Annotated in this window: 14 protein-coding genes; 5 read left to right on the top strand and 9 right to left on the bottom strand. The window is 32.1% G+C overall.

Annotation, left to right across the window (positions count from 1 at the left end; translation table 11 throughout):
• Nucleotides 1–6: 6 nt before the first annotated feature.
• From P2W75_RS02885 to P2W75_RS02875, 3 genes are all read left to right on the top strand, one after another.
• Entirely contained in the window at nucleotides 7–474 is a 468-nt protein-coding gene (locus P2W75_RS02885; RefSeq protein WP_207298034.1) for a thioredoxin family protein, read from the top strand.
• 216 nt (nucleotides 475–690) lie between these two features.
• Nucleotides 691–1,143, top strand: a complete 453-nt coding sequence (locus P2W75_RS02880) for a thioredoxin family protein (protein ID WP_207298033.1) — start codon at nucleotides 691–693, stop codon at nucleotides 1,141–1,143.
• A 276-nt stretch (nucleotides 1,144–1,419) separates the two neighbouring features.
• Nucleotides 1,420–1,869 (top strand): thioredoxin family protein, encoded by a 450-nt coding sequence (locus tag P2W75_RS02875; RefSeq protein ID WP_207298032.1) that lies wholly within the window; start codon nucleotides 1,420–1,422, stop codon nucleotides 1,867–1,869.
• A 3-nt stretch (nucleotides 1,870–1,872) separates the two neighbouring features.
• Here the strand turns inward: P2W75_RS02875 and P2W75_RS02870 are convergent, their stop codons facing one another.
• From P2W75_RS02870 to surE, 5 genes are read right to left on the bottom strand one after another with little or no spacing between them, the layout of a single operon-like run.
• On the bottom strand, nucleotides 1,873–3,900 hold the full coding sequence (locus P2W75_RS02870; protein WP_276378831.1) for a ComEC/Rec2 family competence protein: 2,028 nt from the start codon (nucleotides 3,898–3,900) through the stop codon (nucleotides 1,873–1,875).
• A 55-nt stretch (nucleotides 3,901–3,955) separates the two neighbouring features.
• Nucleotides 3,956–4,441, bottom strand: a complete 486-nt coding sequence (locus P2W75_RS02865) for a C40 family peptidase (RefSeq protein ID WP_276378829.1) — start codon at nucleotides 4,439–4,441, stop codon at nucleotides 3,956–3,958.
• Nucleotides 4,442–4,453: 12 nt separating this feature from the next.
• The gene (gene lpxB / locus P2W75_RS02860; protein ID WP_276378828.1) at nucleotides 4,454–5,569 is read right to left on the bottom strand and encodes a lipid-A-disaccharide synthase; all 1,116 of its coding nucleotides are present in this window, start codon (nucleotides 5,567–5,569) and stop codon (nucleotides 4,454–4,456) included.
• A 34-nt stretch (nucleotides 5,570–5,603) separates the two neighbouring features.
• Nucleotides 5,604–5,876, bottom strand: a complete 273-nt coding sequence (locus P2W75_RS02855) for a hypothetical protein (protein WP_276378827.1) — start codon at nucleotides 5,874–5,876, stop codon at nucleotides 5,604–5,606.
• Nucleotides 5,869–6,648 carry a 5'/3'-nucleotidase SurE gene (surE, locus tag P2W75_RS02850; RefSeq protein WP_276378826.1) on the bottom strand — a complete coding sequence of 260 codons (780 nt, stop codon included), beginning with the start codon at nucleotides 6,646–6,648 and terminating at the stop codon, nucleotides 5,869–5,871. The genes P2W75_RS02855 and surE overlap by 8 nt, the downstream gene beginning before the upstream one ends.
• 211 nt (nucleotides 6,649–6,859) lie before the next feature.
• Here surE and P2W75_RS02845 point away from each other — a divergent pair, with 211 nt between their 5' ends.
• A complete protein-coding gene (locus tag P2W75_RS02845; protein WP_276378825.1) occupies nucleotides 6,860–9,049 on the top strand; it encodes a carboxy terminal-processing peptidase in 2,190 nt (729 codons plus the stop codon).
• An 89-nt stretch (nucleotides 9,050–9,138) separates the two neighbouring features.
• Nucleotides 9,139–9,921: a DNA/RNA non-specific endonuclease gene (locus P2W75_RS02840; protein ID WP_276378824.1), complete on the top strand. Its 783-nt coding sequence runs from the start codon at nucleotides 9,139–9,141 to the stop codon at nucleotides 9,919–9,921.
• Here P2W75_RS02840 and rpe read toward each other — a convergent pair.
• From rpe to P2W75_RS02820, 4 genes are all read right to left on the bottom strand, one after another.
• Nucleotides 9,898–10,560: a ribulose-phosphate 3-epimerase gene (gene rpe, locus P2W75_RS02835; protein WP_276378823.1), complete on the bottom strand. Its 663-nt coding sequence runs from the start codon at nucleotides 10,558–10,560 to the stop codon at nucleotides 9,898–9,900. The genes P2W75_RS02840 and rpe overlap by 24 nt on opposite strands.
• A gap of 324 nt (nucleotides 10,561–10,884) precedes the next feature.
• Entirely contained in the window at nucleotides 10,885–11,748 is an 864-nt protein-coding gene (locus P2W75_RS02830) for an RNA polymerase sigma factor RpoD/SigA (protein ID WP_007804760.1), read from the bottom strand.
• 165 nt (nucleotides 11,749–11,913) lie between these two features.
• Nucleotides 11,914–13,635, bottom strand: a complete 1,722-nt coding sequence (locus P2W75_RS02825) for a hypothetical protein (protein WP_276378815.1) — start codon at nucleotides 13,633–13,635, stop codon at nucleotides 11,914–11,916.
• Entirely contained in the window at nucleotides 13,623–14,717 is a 1,095-nt protein-coding gene (locus P2W75_RS02820; protein ID WP_239023286.1) for a DUF4249 domain-containing protein, read from the bottom strand. Before P2W75_RS02820 ends, P2W75_RS02825 begins: the two co-directional genes overlap by 13 nt.
• Between the last annotated feature and the right edge of the window lie 110 nt (nucleotides 14,718–14,827).

The raw sequence follows: 14,827 nt of genomic DNA, 5'->3' as shown, positions 1-14,827 counted from the left end.
CACATTATGAAGAAAATATTACTAATAGCTTTTTTTATAGCTGGTGCTTTTGCTACTCAGGCTCAGGAATTAAAATGGTATACTGATGTTCGTGAAGCGATCAATGTAAGTAATAAAGAACAAAAACCAATGTTGATGTTTTTTACAGGAAGCGACTGGTGCGGATGGTGCATTCGTCTTCAGAATGAAGTTTTAAAAACTGCCGAATTTAAAAAATGGGCTTCAGATAATGTTGTTTTAGTAGAATTGGATTACCCAAGAAGCGTTCCGCAGACTCCGGAGTTAAAAAATCAGAATAACGAATTGCAGCAAGCTTTTGGTATTCAGGGATTTCCAACGGTGTTTTTTACAAGTGCAGAATCTAAAGATGGAAAAATCAACTTTAAAGGGCTTGGAAAAACAGGATATGTTGCCGGCGGTCCATCAGCATGGTTAACTGTCGCAGAAGGAATTGTTCATCCGAAAAAGTCTTAAAAAAATAGATAAAATTATTAAGGGAACTCCTCACAGAAATGTGAGGAGTTTTTTTGTTTAATAAGAAAAAGTTTTCAATAAAAAGATTCAATTGTGATTTCGTTATTTATTTGTAAATAAAAAAACATATAATGTATTTTTTATAGTTATATAATTTGGATAATTAAAATATTATGTTAATTTCGTCATGCTATACTAACCAAAAACCAATTATATATGACTAAAAAATTACTTATCCTACTGTTTTTTTTAGGTTCATTTTTCATGCAGGCACAAACCCTTGCCTGGCGAACAAATATGACAGATGCAATCGCCATTAGTAATGAAGAAAGAAAACCAATGTTAATCTTATTCACTGCCTCAGGTGTATCAGAAAATCTCCAAAATGAAATCTTTAAAACACCAGATTTTGCAGTCTGGTCACGAGATAATGTTATTCTTGTGAAATTAGATTTGTCTGACGCTACAGCTTCAGATGGAGATAAAGAGCAAAATATTAGATTGAAGAATGCATTTGGAGTTCAGGATCTGCCTGAAGTATGTTATGCAATTGCTTCCATACGAAAAAACAAAACTACCTTTAGCGCCCTTGGAAAAATAGCTTATAAACCTGGCGGTGCAAAAGCGTGGATCGCTGAGTCAAATAATATTTTGCATCCAAGCGAATAAAAACCAATAAATTTAAATTAAGTTTCTTAGTTTAATTTGTAGAATCCCTTTTCAAAATTATTTGGAAAGGGATATTTTTTCAAAACAAACTTAAATGTGTATTATACATTTATTATTTAAATGGGGTAAAATTTTCATTTTTTTTAAATTTTTGGGCTTAAAAAATCAAATTCATTTTAATGCATGTTTTACGTAACTATTTGTATTAAAGTACATTGTTCGGTGTTGGTTTTATGTTAAATTAGTTTCATTAACTTAACTAAAACCAATTAATTTATGAGCCGAAAACTACCCATTCTACTATTTTTATTTGTAACCTTCCTGATGAAATCCCAGAATCTCGAATGGAAAACCAATCTGACTGATGCAATTGCAATCAGTAATGAAGAACGAAAACCAATGCTTATTTTGTTCACTGGTGCGGGTGCATCAGAAAATTTGCAGAATGAAGTGTTTAAAACTGCTGATTTTGAAAAATGGTCCCGTAAAAATGTTATTTTAGTCAAGCTCGACTTATCTGATATGGCCATTGCCAGCGAAGTGCGAGAACAGAATGCTATGTTGAAAAATGCTTTTGGTGTTGTAGATTTACCGGAAGTCTGTTTTGCAAATGCGGTTATACGAAAAGGAAAAACCAATTTCAATACATTGGGAAAACTTTCCTATAGTTCGGGAGGTGCAAAAGCTTGGATAACAGATTGCAATCAGATATTAAATCCAGAATAAAATTTAATTCAGTTTATAAAATCCCTTTTCAGCAGTAGCGTGGAAAGGGATGTTTTTTTTCAAACAGCTTTCTTTCCATACTTTTTGAATGGAATAAGAATTTGAAGCATCTGCAATTATCATTTTAGGATGTATTTGATTTAAAAGTCTATCCAGATTTAATTTTGGAGACTGTGTCAGAATTAAGATATCCGGTACGATTTTGTTTTCGTAAACGCCACTGCTGTCAATTATAAGTATTTTTTGAGTATTGAAATACAAAGTGTTTTTAACAATTTTCGTTTGGCTGATCGTACTAAAACTGCCAACTAGATAAGAGTTAAGAATGTTTCCTTTTTCTTTCTTAATATCATTTGTAAAAAGCGTTATGTTTTGCCCTTTTCGCATTGATATCAGAGTCCTTTTCTTGGCATTATAAACAATTAATTCAGTTTGATCTGACAGCTCTTTTTTAGTGTAAATTAACGATAATTGAAATAAGATAATAGACAGAAGACTTACTATTATGATTCTGAAATTTGGTTTTTTGAAACCAATTGTCACTGTAATAATAACGAGATAGAGTGAAATCAAATAATAGAAATTAAAACCGATATCTTGAATAACAAATGATTCAAATGAAGCTACATAATGAATCATTTTGTTTAAAATGAAAATGCTTTTTTCAAATATAGTAACCAATAATAAAGGAGGATTGGTGAAAATAGCAATCAGCATAACGATTATTCCAGCAATCATGATAAACGATAAAACAGGTAGAATGATAATATTCGTTACAAAAAACAATCCTGGAAATTGATGGAAATAATACAAACACAAAGGTAAAGTGCCTATTTGGGCCGCAAAAGAAACCGTTAGAGCATTCCAGAGATAAATAGCTATTTTGTTTTTTGGAGTCCAGATTTGTGCAAGTACAGGCTGCAGCCAGACTATGAAAAATAAAGCTAAATAGCTTAACTGAAATCCAACATCAAATAGAAAGTAAGGTTCAAATAAAAGTATCAATAAAATTGAAACCAATAAAGTATGGTAAATGTTACCGCTTCTGCGTAAATGATTTCCAATAGCTACAAATGAGAACATAACCACAGATCGCAGAACAGAAGGTGATAATCCTGAAATCACTGCAAAACCGGCTAATGAGATTAAAATGGAAGTCAGTTTTATTGCAGAACCTTTTCGTGTATTTGGAATTGGCTTTAGAATAAACATTATAAAAAGCATTATAAAACCAACGTGTAATCCTGAAACCGATAAAACATGTGTAGCTCCAGAATATTGGTAATCTTTAATAATATCAGCTGCGATTTCTTGTTGCTGGCCAAGTATTAAAGCAAGCGCAACATTCATTTCTTCAGGATTAAAATTTGATTTTTCGAGGTTTTTTAAAATCAAAGCATGCAGACGTCCAGAGTAATACCAAATGTCTTTTTTTATGTGTTTACTTATTGTTATTTCAGATTTTTTACAGAATACCTGAGCGTAAATTTGTTTGTCGGCCAAATATCTGCTGTAGTCAAACTGATTTGGATTTTTGCTGGGAGGCGTTCGCTGTAAAACAGTTTTAACTCGAATTATGTTTCCGATAATTAACGAATTTGAAGTACTGTCTTTTTGAACATTTACGATTATTTTACCTCTCATAAAATGTTGATCGATATTGTTTACAATCGCTGTATAACGATCATTATAATCATTGCTTTTGAGTTTTTCGCGTAAAGTAAAAGTCAAAACATGCGGTTCGTCAAATGCTTTTTGAAAATGGCTGTAATTCAGTTTGTCAAAACTATCAGTATGAATTAAAAGAACACAGATTCCTATTGAAAATGCAATCAAATTAGAACTTATTCCGAAAAGAGGAATGTGCTTTTTATTGCGTTTTGCTAAAAAATAGAAAAGGATAAATAAGAGTGTAGAAAAACCTAAAATATTGAAGGCAATCGATAAAGAAGGATGGCAATAATAGGAAATTAAAATACCAATTATAAAACTGATTGTTAGCTTAACTAACGGAAAATCTAATACTTTCATAGTACGAAAGTATTAAATATTTGTAAGAAAATAAATATATTTTAGAATTAAAAAATTATTCGATTATGCGGTTTACCTGCTCGAACGAGTTTTTATAATAAGCTTCTTTGGTAGAAGAAATTATGACACCTTTGGAGGTGGATGAATGCACAAACTTTATTTCGTCATAATTCACTTCAACGATAAGTCCAACATGATTGATTTGTCGGCTTTTATTGGTTTTAAAGAAAATTAAATCGCCTTTTTTGGCATCATTAAGGGGAATTACTTTTCCAATTTTAGCTTGTTCATAAGAACTTCTGGGCAATTTTATATTTTCAGATTCAAAAGTAGTGTAGACTAATCCAGAGCAGTCGAAACCACTTTTGTTTGTGCCGCCCGCCTTGTATTTAACGCCGATATTATCTGTTGCCGTTTCGATCAAATTATTCACCAAAGCTCTATTCTCTCGTTTTGTTTCCTTTTTGCTGACAGCAGGAGAAGTCGATTTACAAGAAGTAAAAATGATTGATAGTAAGAGGAAAATGAATATCTTTTTCAAAACAAATAATTTTTAGGCTTTTAAATCTGCAACGATGAGTTTTGCGGTTTTTTTACTCGCGCCAACTCCGCCCAATTTTTCTTCAAGAATATCATAATTCTTTAAAAGTTTTTCGCGGTAAGCTGGTTCTAATAATTTCGTAAGTTCTTCTTTAATACGTTTTGTATTGCATTCATTCTGAATCAATTCTGTAACCACTTCTTGATCCATAATTAAATTCACAAGCGAAATATATTTTAAAGTAATAATTCGTTTGGCAATTTGGTACGAAATCGCACTTCCTTTATAACAAACTACTTCTGGAACCTTAAACAATGCTGTTTCCAAAGTAGCAGTTCCTGAAGTAACCAATGCAGCTGTTGAAGAACGGAGTAAATCATAAGTTCTATTGGAAACAAATGCAATATTTTTGTTTTTGATAAACTGCTGGTAAAATTCATAATCCTGACTCGGAGCGCCTGCGATTACAAATTCATAATCTTGAAAATCATCAACAACACTTAACATCACGCTCAGCATTTTGGTAATTTCTTGTTTACGGCTTCCTGGTAAAAGGGCAATGATTGGTTTATCTCCTAATTTATTCTCTGTTCTAAATGCAGCTTCATCAAAAGGTGGCTGATTCTGAATAGCATCAATCAAAGGATGACCGACAAAATCTACTGGAAAATGATGTTTGTCTTCATAAAACCCTTTTTCGAAAGGAAGAATCACAAACATTTTATCAACGTCTTGTTTAATGGCATTGATACGGTTTTCTTTCCAAGCCCAAATTTGAGGAGAAATGTAATAATGAGTTTTGTAATTCAGGTCTTTAGCCCATTTTGCAATACGCATATTAAAACCCGGATAGTCAATAAAAATGATTACATCTGGTTTGAACTCAGCAATGTCTTTTTTACAGAATTTAATGTTGTTTAAAATGGTTTTTAAATTAAAAAGCACTTCTACAAATCCCATAAAAGCTAAATCGCGATAATGTTTTACTAATGTACCGCCGGCTTTTTGCATTAAATCACCGCCCCAAAATCTAATTTCGGCTTGAGGATCTTCCTCAAATAATGCCTTCATTAGGTTTGAACCGTGTAAATCTCCTGAAGCTTCACCAGCTATTATGTAGTATTTCATATCGACAAAATTTTATTGCAGCACAAAGATAGGGTTAAATAATTAGAGTTGAAATTGCCAGAACAATTACCGCTAGAATAACACCTCTAGCCATCATTTCTTTATCTCTATTCAATAAAAGCAAGAAAACTGCCAGATCTAAAGTTGTTCCAATTGTAATTACTTTTCCTAAATAACCGTGCTCTTTTATAGTTTGAATTCCAGTGGAAAAATCAAAAGTTGTAAAAAACGTAATAAACAAATAACTGCCAAGCAGCGCAGTAAAAATCCCGACAAGGAATCCTGTAATAAAATCTTTCTTATTCATTTAATTTCCAAGTATTAAGTTGCTGCATAGAATGATGAGCCGTTAAATCAAACTGAACTGGTACTACTGATACGTATCCATTTTCAAGTGCCCATTCATCTGTATCTTCACCTTGATCTTCATTGGTAAACTTACCGGTCAGCCAGTAATAATCTTTCCCAAAAGGAGTCTGTCTTTTATCAAATTTCTGTGCATAATAGGCTTTCGCCTGACGACAGATTTTGATTCCTTTAATGTCTTTTTCACTTAATCTTGGAAAATTCACATTTAAAACGACACCAGCAGGCAATTTATTTTTTAGTGTTTCTAAAGTTATTTTTCTAACGAATGATTTTACCGGTTCAAAATCGGCATTCCAATCAAAATCCAAAAGAGAGAACCCGATAGCCTGAATGCCTTCAATTCCGGCTTCGACTGCAGCACTCATCGTTCCGCTGTAAATCACATTGATAGAAGAGTTTGACCCGTGATTGATTCCCGAAACGCACAAATCTGGTTTTCGTTTCAAGATTTCATTAACGGCCAGTTTTACACAATCAACGGGAGTTCCTGAACAGCTGTATTCTGTAATGGCATCGTCGTCTTTAGAGATTTTGTCCAAAAACAACGTATTATTGATGGTAATGGCGTGTCCCATGGCACTTTGCGGTTTGTCTGGAGCCACTACAATAACGTCGCCTATGGTTTCCATAACGCTAATTAAAGCTCTAATTCCGGGTGCCAGAATTCCATCATCATTGGTGACTAATATGAGTGGTTTTTCATTTTTCATGCTGCGATTCTATTTTCAATTTGTCAAAATTAAGGCTTGTTACAACAAATGTAATAACTGATTTTGGTTGAATACTAACAAATAAATAAAAATTACAAACTAAATCCGAGAACACTTTTAGAGAATAAACATTTTTATATCTTTAACAAAAAATTATACTGATCTTGGCATGTTGGCATAGTTTTTACCGTAACTTAGATTAAAAAATTTGATGAATGCTATTATTGAGTTTATGAAAAGAAATTATAAAATACTTATAGCCGTATTATGCTTGTCTGTGACCTTGTTTGCTTTTAAAATAAATGCAGATAAAAATGAAGATCCGGATCCTAATAAAGACAAGACATTATTAGAATTATTGGCTTTTGTTATTGAAAAAGGACATTACAGCCCGGCGGAAATTAATGATCAATTTTCAAAGGGTATTTTTAAAGATTATATTGAGGCATTAGATCCTTCTAAACGATTCTTCCTTCAGTCTGATATTGATGAATTTAAGCAATATGAGTTGATGCTTGATGATCAGTTTTTAAACAAAGATTTAACATTCTTTAATCTAACTTATACTAGATTGATGAAGAGAATGGAAGAAAGTAAAAAACGCTATAAAACTATTTTAGCGCAGCCTTTTAATTATACTACAGATGAGACTTTTAATGCCGATTATGAGAACATTCCGTATGCAAAAAGCTTAACTGAAATAAATGAGAGATGGAGAAAACAAATCAAACTTTCTACGCTTTCTTCTCTTGTAACGAAACAAAAAATTGAAGAAGAAAAGAAGAAAAAAGATCCTTCATACAAAGAAAAATCGTTTGAAACTTTAGAAAAAGAAACACGTGAAAGCTCTTTAAAATCATTAGATGATAATTTTAGTGTAATCAAAGATTTGAATAAAGATTACTGGTTCTCAGTGTATTTGAATTCAATCATGACTCGTTTTGATCCTCATACAAGCTATTTTGCTCCAGAAGAAAAAGATCGTTTTGATGTAAATATCAGCGGTAAATTAGAAGGTATTGGAGCAAGATTGACTAAGAAAAATGACTTTACTCAAATTGATGAATTAATTTCTGGAGGACCAGCATGGAAAGGAAAACAGCTTGAAGCTGGAGACTTAATCCTAAAAGTGGCTCAAGGAAATGAAGAACCTGTTGATGTAGTAGGGATGCGTCTTGATGATGTGGTTAAAAAAATCAAAGGACACAAAGGAACTGAGGTTAGGCTTACTGTTAAAAAAGTGGATGGGAGTATCAAAGTAATTTCAATTATCAGAGATGTGGTTGAAATTGAAGAAACATACGCAAAATCAAGTATTGTTGAGAAAAACGGATTGAAATACGGGGTTATTTATCTGCCTAAATTCTACATTGACTTTGAAAATAAAGACGGTCGTGATGCTGGAAAAGATATTGCTCTTGAAGTAGAAAGATTGAAAAAAGAAAATATCAACGGAATTGTACTGGATGTTCGCGATGACGGAGGAGGGTCTCTTTCTACGGTAGTTGATATTGCAGGATTGTTTATTCAAGAAGGACCAATCGTTCAGGTAAAATCTGCGGGTAAAAAGAAAGAAGTTTTATACGATAAAGACAAAAAAATCGAATGGGACGGACCGCTGGTAATTATGGTGAACAGTTTCTCTGCTTCAGCATCTGAAATCTTAGCGGCTGCTATTCAGGATTATAAACGTGGAATTATCATTGGAAGTAAACAAACTTACGGTAAAGGTACAGTTCAGAATGTATTAGATTTGAACCAATTTGTTCGTAATACAAACTATGGTGATTTAGGAGCTTTGAAAATTACAGGTCAGAAATTTTACAGAATCAACGGTGGTTCTACTCAATTAGAAGGAGTTCATAGTGATGTTGTTATGCCAGATCGTTATGCGTACTTGAAAATGGGTGAACGTGACATCGACAATGCAATGCCATGGGATAAGATTGATCCAGCCGATTATACTACTTGGACATCCAACCAAAATTTCATGAAAGCTATCGAAAACAGTAGAGCTAGGATTGCCCAAAATGCTCAATTCAAACTAATTGAAGATAATGCAAAATGGATCGATGTTAAAAACAAAGAAAACGTTTACAGCTTGAATATCAAGAATTTTAAAGAAACTCAAGAGCAAGTTGAAAATGAAGGTAAAAAGTATAAACCAATTTCAGATTATAAAAACAATTTAGTGTTTAAGTCACTTCCTTATGAAGTTACGGAAATGAATAACGACGCTACTTTGAAAGAGAAAAGAGAGGCTTGGCACCAAGCATTATCTAAAGATGTTTATGTAGAAGAAGCATTAAATGTTTTAGATGATTTGCAAGCTAAATCTGTGGTGAAAACCACAACGAATGTTTCTCCTAAAATGAAAAAAGATAAATTGGTTAAATCATAAAGAAAAATCATTTAGAAATTAATTTGTTATTGAAACGCTTCTTGAATATAATTTAAGAAGCGTTTTTTAATGGTAACCCAAAAGTATTTATGAAAAACATTTATATACTTAGTTTAATTGGTCTAATCTTGTTTTCTTGTAAAAAAGAAAATACAGAAACAGTTGAAATTGCAAATCAAGAGAAGGATACTTTTATAGCTAATCAAAGTAATACAGGATCATTATATTCCGTAAACTATCAGCCTACTTCGACGACAAATCAAATTGTAAATCACAAATATTATACACTTTCCTATAATGAAAAATACGAGCAGGCTGAATGGGTTGCTTATGAATTAAAGAAAGAATACCTGAAAAATGGCAATTACAAACGTCCGTATTTTATTGAAGATCCTAAAGTAAGTACAGGTTCTGCTGATTGGAGAAATTATAAAAAATCAGGTTATGATAAAGGGCATTTATGTCCTGCTGGTGATATGGAATTCAGTGAAGAAGCTTATAACGATACTTTTTATACTTCCAATATTTCTCCTCAAAGACATGATTTTAATAGCGGAATCTGGAACAGAATCGAGCAAAAAACACGTTATTGGGCAGGAAAATACGATGATATTTATGTAGTGACTGGCGGTGTTTTGAAAGATTCAGATAAAAAAATAGGGACAGAAAAAGTTTCTGTCCCTAAATATTTTTATAAAATCGTTCTGGCTAAATCAGGAAATGAACACAAGGCAATTGCTTTTTTAGTTCCAAATGAAGATAGTGACAAACCTATTTATGATTTTGTAGTTCCTATAGAAACTATCGAAAATATGACTGGAATTGACTTTTTTCCTAATTTGAAAAATTTAAAAAGTAGTAAGGACTTTTAAATCGGCAATCGTTTCGATTGGATTTTCGGCTCTAAAAACGAAACTTCCTGCTACTAAAACATCAGCTCCGGCTTCTACTAATTGTTTCGCATTTTTATTGGTTACACCGCCATCAATTTCGATAAGAGTTGATGCGTTTTTACGTGTAATTAATGCCTTTAGTTTTTTTACTTTGTCATATGTATTTTCGATAAATGATTGTCCACCGAAACCTGGATTTACACTCATTATGCAAACAACATCGATGTCATTAATAACATCTTCTAATAAATCCACATTAGTATGCGGATTCATAGCTACTCCTGCTTTCATTCCTTCCGCTTTAATTGCCTGAAGTGTTCTGTGCAGGTGCGTGCAAGCTTCATAATGAACAGTTAATCCATTAGCTCCTAAATCAGCAAAAGTTTTTATGTATCTGTCAGGATCAATAATCATTAAATGAACATCGATATATTTCTTCGCATGTTTAGAAATAGCTTCTAAAACCGGCATTCCAAAAGAAATATTCGGAACAAAAACTCCATCCATAATATCGATATGAAACCAATCAGCTTGGCTGTTGTTAATCATTTCAATATCACGTTGCAAATTAGCAAAATCAGCTGCAAGAACAGAAGGAGCAATAAATGTATTTTTCATTGTAGTGTAGTGTGTTGTTTTGTTTACAAAGATAAATTTTTTAACCGCATGTTTTTTGAACCATTAAGAGATTAAGAAAATTAAGTTTTTAAATCTTAATTCGCTTATTGAAAGAGGTCATTGAGTTTTTCTTTATGAAACTTAATGTCTTAATGGTTTATAGAATAAATAAAAAACTCCGGTAATCAGCCGGAGTTTCAATCATCAATCAAAAAACGAACAGTCAATCAAACTGTTGTTTGCTTTAATATCCAATTTAAGAAAATTTAAATTAAACTCCAAGTAATTTGGCGTTTGTAATTTCTCGAATTAGAATTTTGGTGATTAACCAAGATAAGTTTTAAGAATTTTACTTCTAGAAGTATGTTTTAATCTACGGATTGCTTTTTCTTTAATCTGACGAACACGCTCACGAGTTAGATCGAAAGTTTCTCCAATTTCTTCCAAAGTCATTGGGTGCTGATCGCCTAGACCAAAATACAAACGAACAACATCTGCCTCTCTTGGAGTTAATGTTTCTAATGAACGCTCGATTTCAGTACGTAATGATTCGTGAATTAACTCTCTATCAGGATTTGGAGATTCTCCAGAACGTAAAACGTCATAAAGGTTAGAATCTTCACCTTCAACAAGAGGTGCATCCATTGATAAGTGACGTCCTGAGTTTTTCATAGACTCTTTTACGTCATTTACGGTCATGTCAAGTTCTTTTGCAATTTCCTCAGCAGAAGGCGGACGCTCGTTAGATTGCTCTAATAAAGCATACATTTTGTTGATTTTATTGATAGAACCAATTTTGTTTAATGGTAAACGAACAATACGTGATTGTTCTGCAAGAGCCTGAAGGATCGATTGACGAATCCACCATACGGCATAAGAAATGAATTTGAAACCACGAGTTTCATCAAAACGTTGTGCTGCTTTGATAAGTCCTAAGTTTCCTTCATTAATTAAATCAGGAAGTGTTAAACCTTGATTTTGATATTGTTTAGCAACCGATACAACGAAACGTAGGTTGGCTTTTGTTAATTTTTCTAAAGCTCTTTGATCACCAGCCTTAATTCTCTGTGCTAATTCTACCTCCTCATCTGCGGTAATTAGGTCAACTTTTCCGATTTCTTGTAGATATTTATCTAACGATGCAGTTTCACGATTGGTTACCTGCTTGGTGATTTTAAGTTGTCTCATCTTATTTGTCTCCTCAATTTTTAAGTGTACAAGTGATTATACGTATGAAGTATCAAAAAAGTTACAACTCTGTAAAAAATATTTTGAAAATATTTGAAAAAAATAAAAACCTGCCTCTAAGAAGCAGGTTTTGTGAGTGTTGTATAATTTTTTAAAAATAAGATTTTAGTTTGCGATGGTATTTTGAACCTCGATGTTTTCTGTAATTGATACAGGAATTCCGTTTTTGGTAAAACCTTCCAATCTAATTTCGAATGTTCCTGATAAATCTGAGGTGTAGAATGAAGTTTCAGCATCTGTATTTAACTTCACATCCGGATTCCAAAGTAATTGATTTCTGAAATCAGGAATTCTGGCATTATCAGAACCGCTTTCATATTTTACTTTGTTGTAAATCTTTTTAGGCTGCGGTCTTAAAACAGTTGGTTTTGCTATAAAACTTCCTGTTTGATTGCTTTTGAAATCTTTGTTGAAAGTAGTAAAACTAATTAATCCGTTAAATGATTTTGAGCCTACATAGTATCTTCCTACGATAAGTTCAATTTTATAAACATTTTTCATGCTATAAAGAGTCAGATCATTTACATTTTCCAAATATTGTCCATCAACAAGTACAAGTGCTGGTTCTGGTAACTGCGGAAAAATACTAGGATCGTTCACATGCAGATAAAGCTTATCATCTTTTTGTTTCGAATAAATCTCAACAGCAACTTCCGTTATTGTTTCTTTTAAAGTTTTAAAACGAGTAAAATCATCTAAAATATATTCTTTTGCAAGAGGATAATAAAAAGCATCCGTCGCTGGACTTTTTTCGATATTGTCTACTTTTTTATGAAAATAGGCATTCTCAACCTGACTTGAAACAGATCTTTCCAACAGACTTTCTTTAAAAACGTAAGACAAATTTGTGTTTTTATCAAACGATATTTTTGAATATTCTATTTCAGGAGCATTGTTTATTGTAAGTTCATAATTGGCTGCTTTCTCGTCTATAATTTGTACAATTATATTAGAAGTGTAAAATGTTTTACCAACATTGAAAATAAAGTTTCCGTTACTATCAGTTTTTACCACTTGGAAAGCGAAAGATTTTCCTGGAATTGATAAGCCAACTGAAACATTTTCAATTTTTTCACTTTTTGAAGAAATCTTTCCTGTAATCATTTCACCTCTTAATTCAGGAAGAATTATTTTTTGATCTTGTTTCTGTAAATCTAACAAGATCGGATAAGATGATAATGAAGCAAATTTAACTGCGGAGATTTCATCCTGTGTTGGAATGTTATCTAATTTTCGAACAGAAAGCGAATAACTTCCATCTTTAAAATTAGCATTTGAAGTCAAGACTTTTAAATCGACTAATTCTCTATTTGTAAATGTTTTTTTATTTAGGTTAAAAGCAACATTCTCGTTTTTTAAATTTTCTGAAGAAAGTCTAGAACTGCCCGATAGAACTTTTTCTGTATTTGTTTTTTCGTCTGTTTTATACGGATTAATGATGTTTATATTCAATTGAAATAATTCAGAAATGGGTTTGTTTAGCATCCAATTCGTATATCCAATTAACTTATAATTACCCGTTTTTAAAGTGGTAGGAATAAAATAATCTCCCTGTCCAACAGAATTTTCCAGTGCAATTTTAGTTTTAAAAACTGATTTTTTGTTGTCATCTACAAGTTCTACATATGCTATTTTGCTAATACTGCTTGGTGTTCTATTAGATGATTTTAAACAATATACCTTGTATAGTAAGGTTTCTCCTGTAACAAATGAAGAAGCATTAGAATGAAGGTATACCGTTTCATCCAAAGAAATCGTTTGTTGTGCTTTGCCTAATTGTGTATTTATCAATACAAACAATAAAAGTATGTGTTTTAGTCTATCCAAAATGAAGGTTTTACGTTAGATGAAAATGATGTACAGTCTCCGCAGACAACGTCAACAAGTATATAAGCAGATCCGCTATTGGAAAAATAGGTCATAAAATTATTTTCGATATTATATATTAAACCTTCTGCATTACAATCTTCTCCTGCAAAACAAAATTTAAACGGAATGTCTTCGCAAGTGTTGAAATAAGGAGCGTCTGCTCCTGGGAAAAAGTCAGTATAATTAAAAAATATTCGCTGTTCTGAAAAAGAGGATACATCAAAATAACCAATTACTTTCGTATTAGGATCGTTTATACATTTGATGTTTCCGGATAATACTCCAGGTTGTTTTGGAGATAAAATACTTGCCGAGCTTGCAATATCTCTCATGGTTTTATGGAAATTATAAGCTGCTAAATTTTCTACATATTGTTTAACTAAAATGCTATATCTATGTCCGATAATATAATTTTTTTGTTCTATGAAACGAATAGGAAAATTTACTTTGTCTTCACTTTGATCGTTAGTATTTACCAATAAAATATCTGTCGATTTTTTAGTAGCATAACAAGTTCTAGTGCTGGAAGAGTTTGGAATGAGTTGAATGGATTCTGGACCTGTAACAATTAATTTTGACAATGACCATCTTGGAGCTATTATTTTATAGCTCTCTTCATACTCATAACGATAATACTTAGAAGTTCTGCTGGCATCGTAGCTGTTAACATTAATTTGAACTCCAGTCTCATTGTCTTTGTTTGTTGCGAGAGATGGAACTATGCTTTGAATAGGTGTTACTGTTGTAAGTGTTTCAGGACTAGATTGGTAAATTTTCCCATCTTTTGCTGTAATTTCCAAAGTGTATTGGCGGTCAGGTAAGATTTGAAATGCTGTTTGCGAAACATAGATTCCTGAATTTTCTTCGAATACATATTCATTATTCAAATTATCCTTGACAATAACCTTGGCACCGGTTTCCGTTTTAATTGATGTATCTTCAAAACGAGCAGTTTTTGTAATTTTAATTTCTTGATTTTTAAGCTCGTTAGTTAAAGTGGCTTCAACAACGATAGCTTCCTCGTATGTATTGGTTAACAATGGATATGTTTCTGTACAACTGTTTAGAAAAAAGCTGACGGATATTAGAAATATTATTTTTTTGCAAAAAGTATTCATAGTTGTAGAGAAATAGTTTTCTGGTTTTGAAT

The sequence above is a fragment of the Flavobacterium sp. H4147 genome (assembly GCF_029360735.1).
GTDB classification, from domain to species: Bacteria; Bacteroidota; Bacteroidia; order Flavobacteriales; family Flavobacteriaceae; genus Flavobacterium; species Flavobacterium endoglycinae.
The sequence above is the reverse complement of the archived record's forward strand: the minus strand, read 5'-3'. Positions and strand labels throughout refer to the sequence as shown.

Excerpts from the sequence above, each read along its gene's own strand:
- P2W75_RS02875 (WP_207298032.1), top strand. The coding sequence starts at position 1,420 with ATGAGCCGAAAACTACCCATTCTACTATTTTTATTTGTAACCTTCCTG.
- P2W75_RS02830 (WP_007804760.1), bottom strand. The coding sequence starts at position 11,748 with ATGAGACAACTTAAAATCACCAAGCAGGTAACCAATCGTGAAACTGCA.
- P2W75_RS02885 (WP_207298034.1), top strand. The coding sequence starts at position 7 with ATGAAGAAAATATTACTAATAGCTTTTTTTATAGCTGGTGCTTTTGCT.
- lpxB (WP_276378828.1), bottom strand. The coding sequence starts at position 5,569 with ATGAAATACTACATAATAGCTGGTGAAGCTTCAGGAGATTTACACGGT.
- surE (WP_276378826.1), bottom strand. The coding sequence starts at position 6,648 with ATGAAAAATGAAAAACCACTCATATTAGTCACCAATGATGATGGAATT.
- P2W75_RS02855 (WP_276378827.1), bottom strand. The coding sequence starts at position 5,876 with ATGAATAAGAAAGATTTTATTACAGGATTCCTTGTCGGGATTTTTACT.
- P2W75_RS02870 (WP_276378831.1), bottom strand. The coding sequence starts at position 3,900 with ATGAAAGTATTAGATTTTCCGTTAGTTAAGCTAACAATCAGTTTTATA.
- P2W75_RS02845 (WP_276378825.1), top strand. The coding sequence starts at position 6,860 with ATGAATGCTATTATTGAGTTTATGAAAAGAAATTATAAAATACTTATA.
- P2W75_RS02880 (WP_207298033.1), top strand. The coding sequence starts at position 691 with ATGACTAAAAAATTACTTATCCTACTGTTTTTTTTAGGTTCATTTTTC.
- P2W75_RS02840 (WP_276378824.1), top strand. The coding sequence starts at position 9,139 with ATGAAAAACATTTATATACTTAGTTTAATTGGTCTAATCTTGTTTTCT.
- rpe (WP_276378823.1), bottom strand. The coding sequence starts at position 10,560 with ATGAAAAATACATTTATTGCTCCTTCTGTTCTTGCAGCTGATTTTGCT.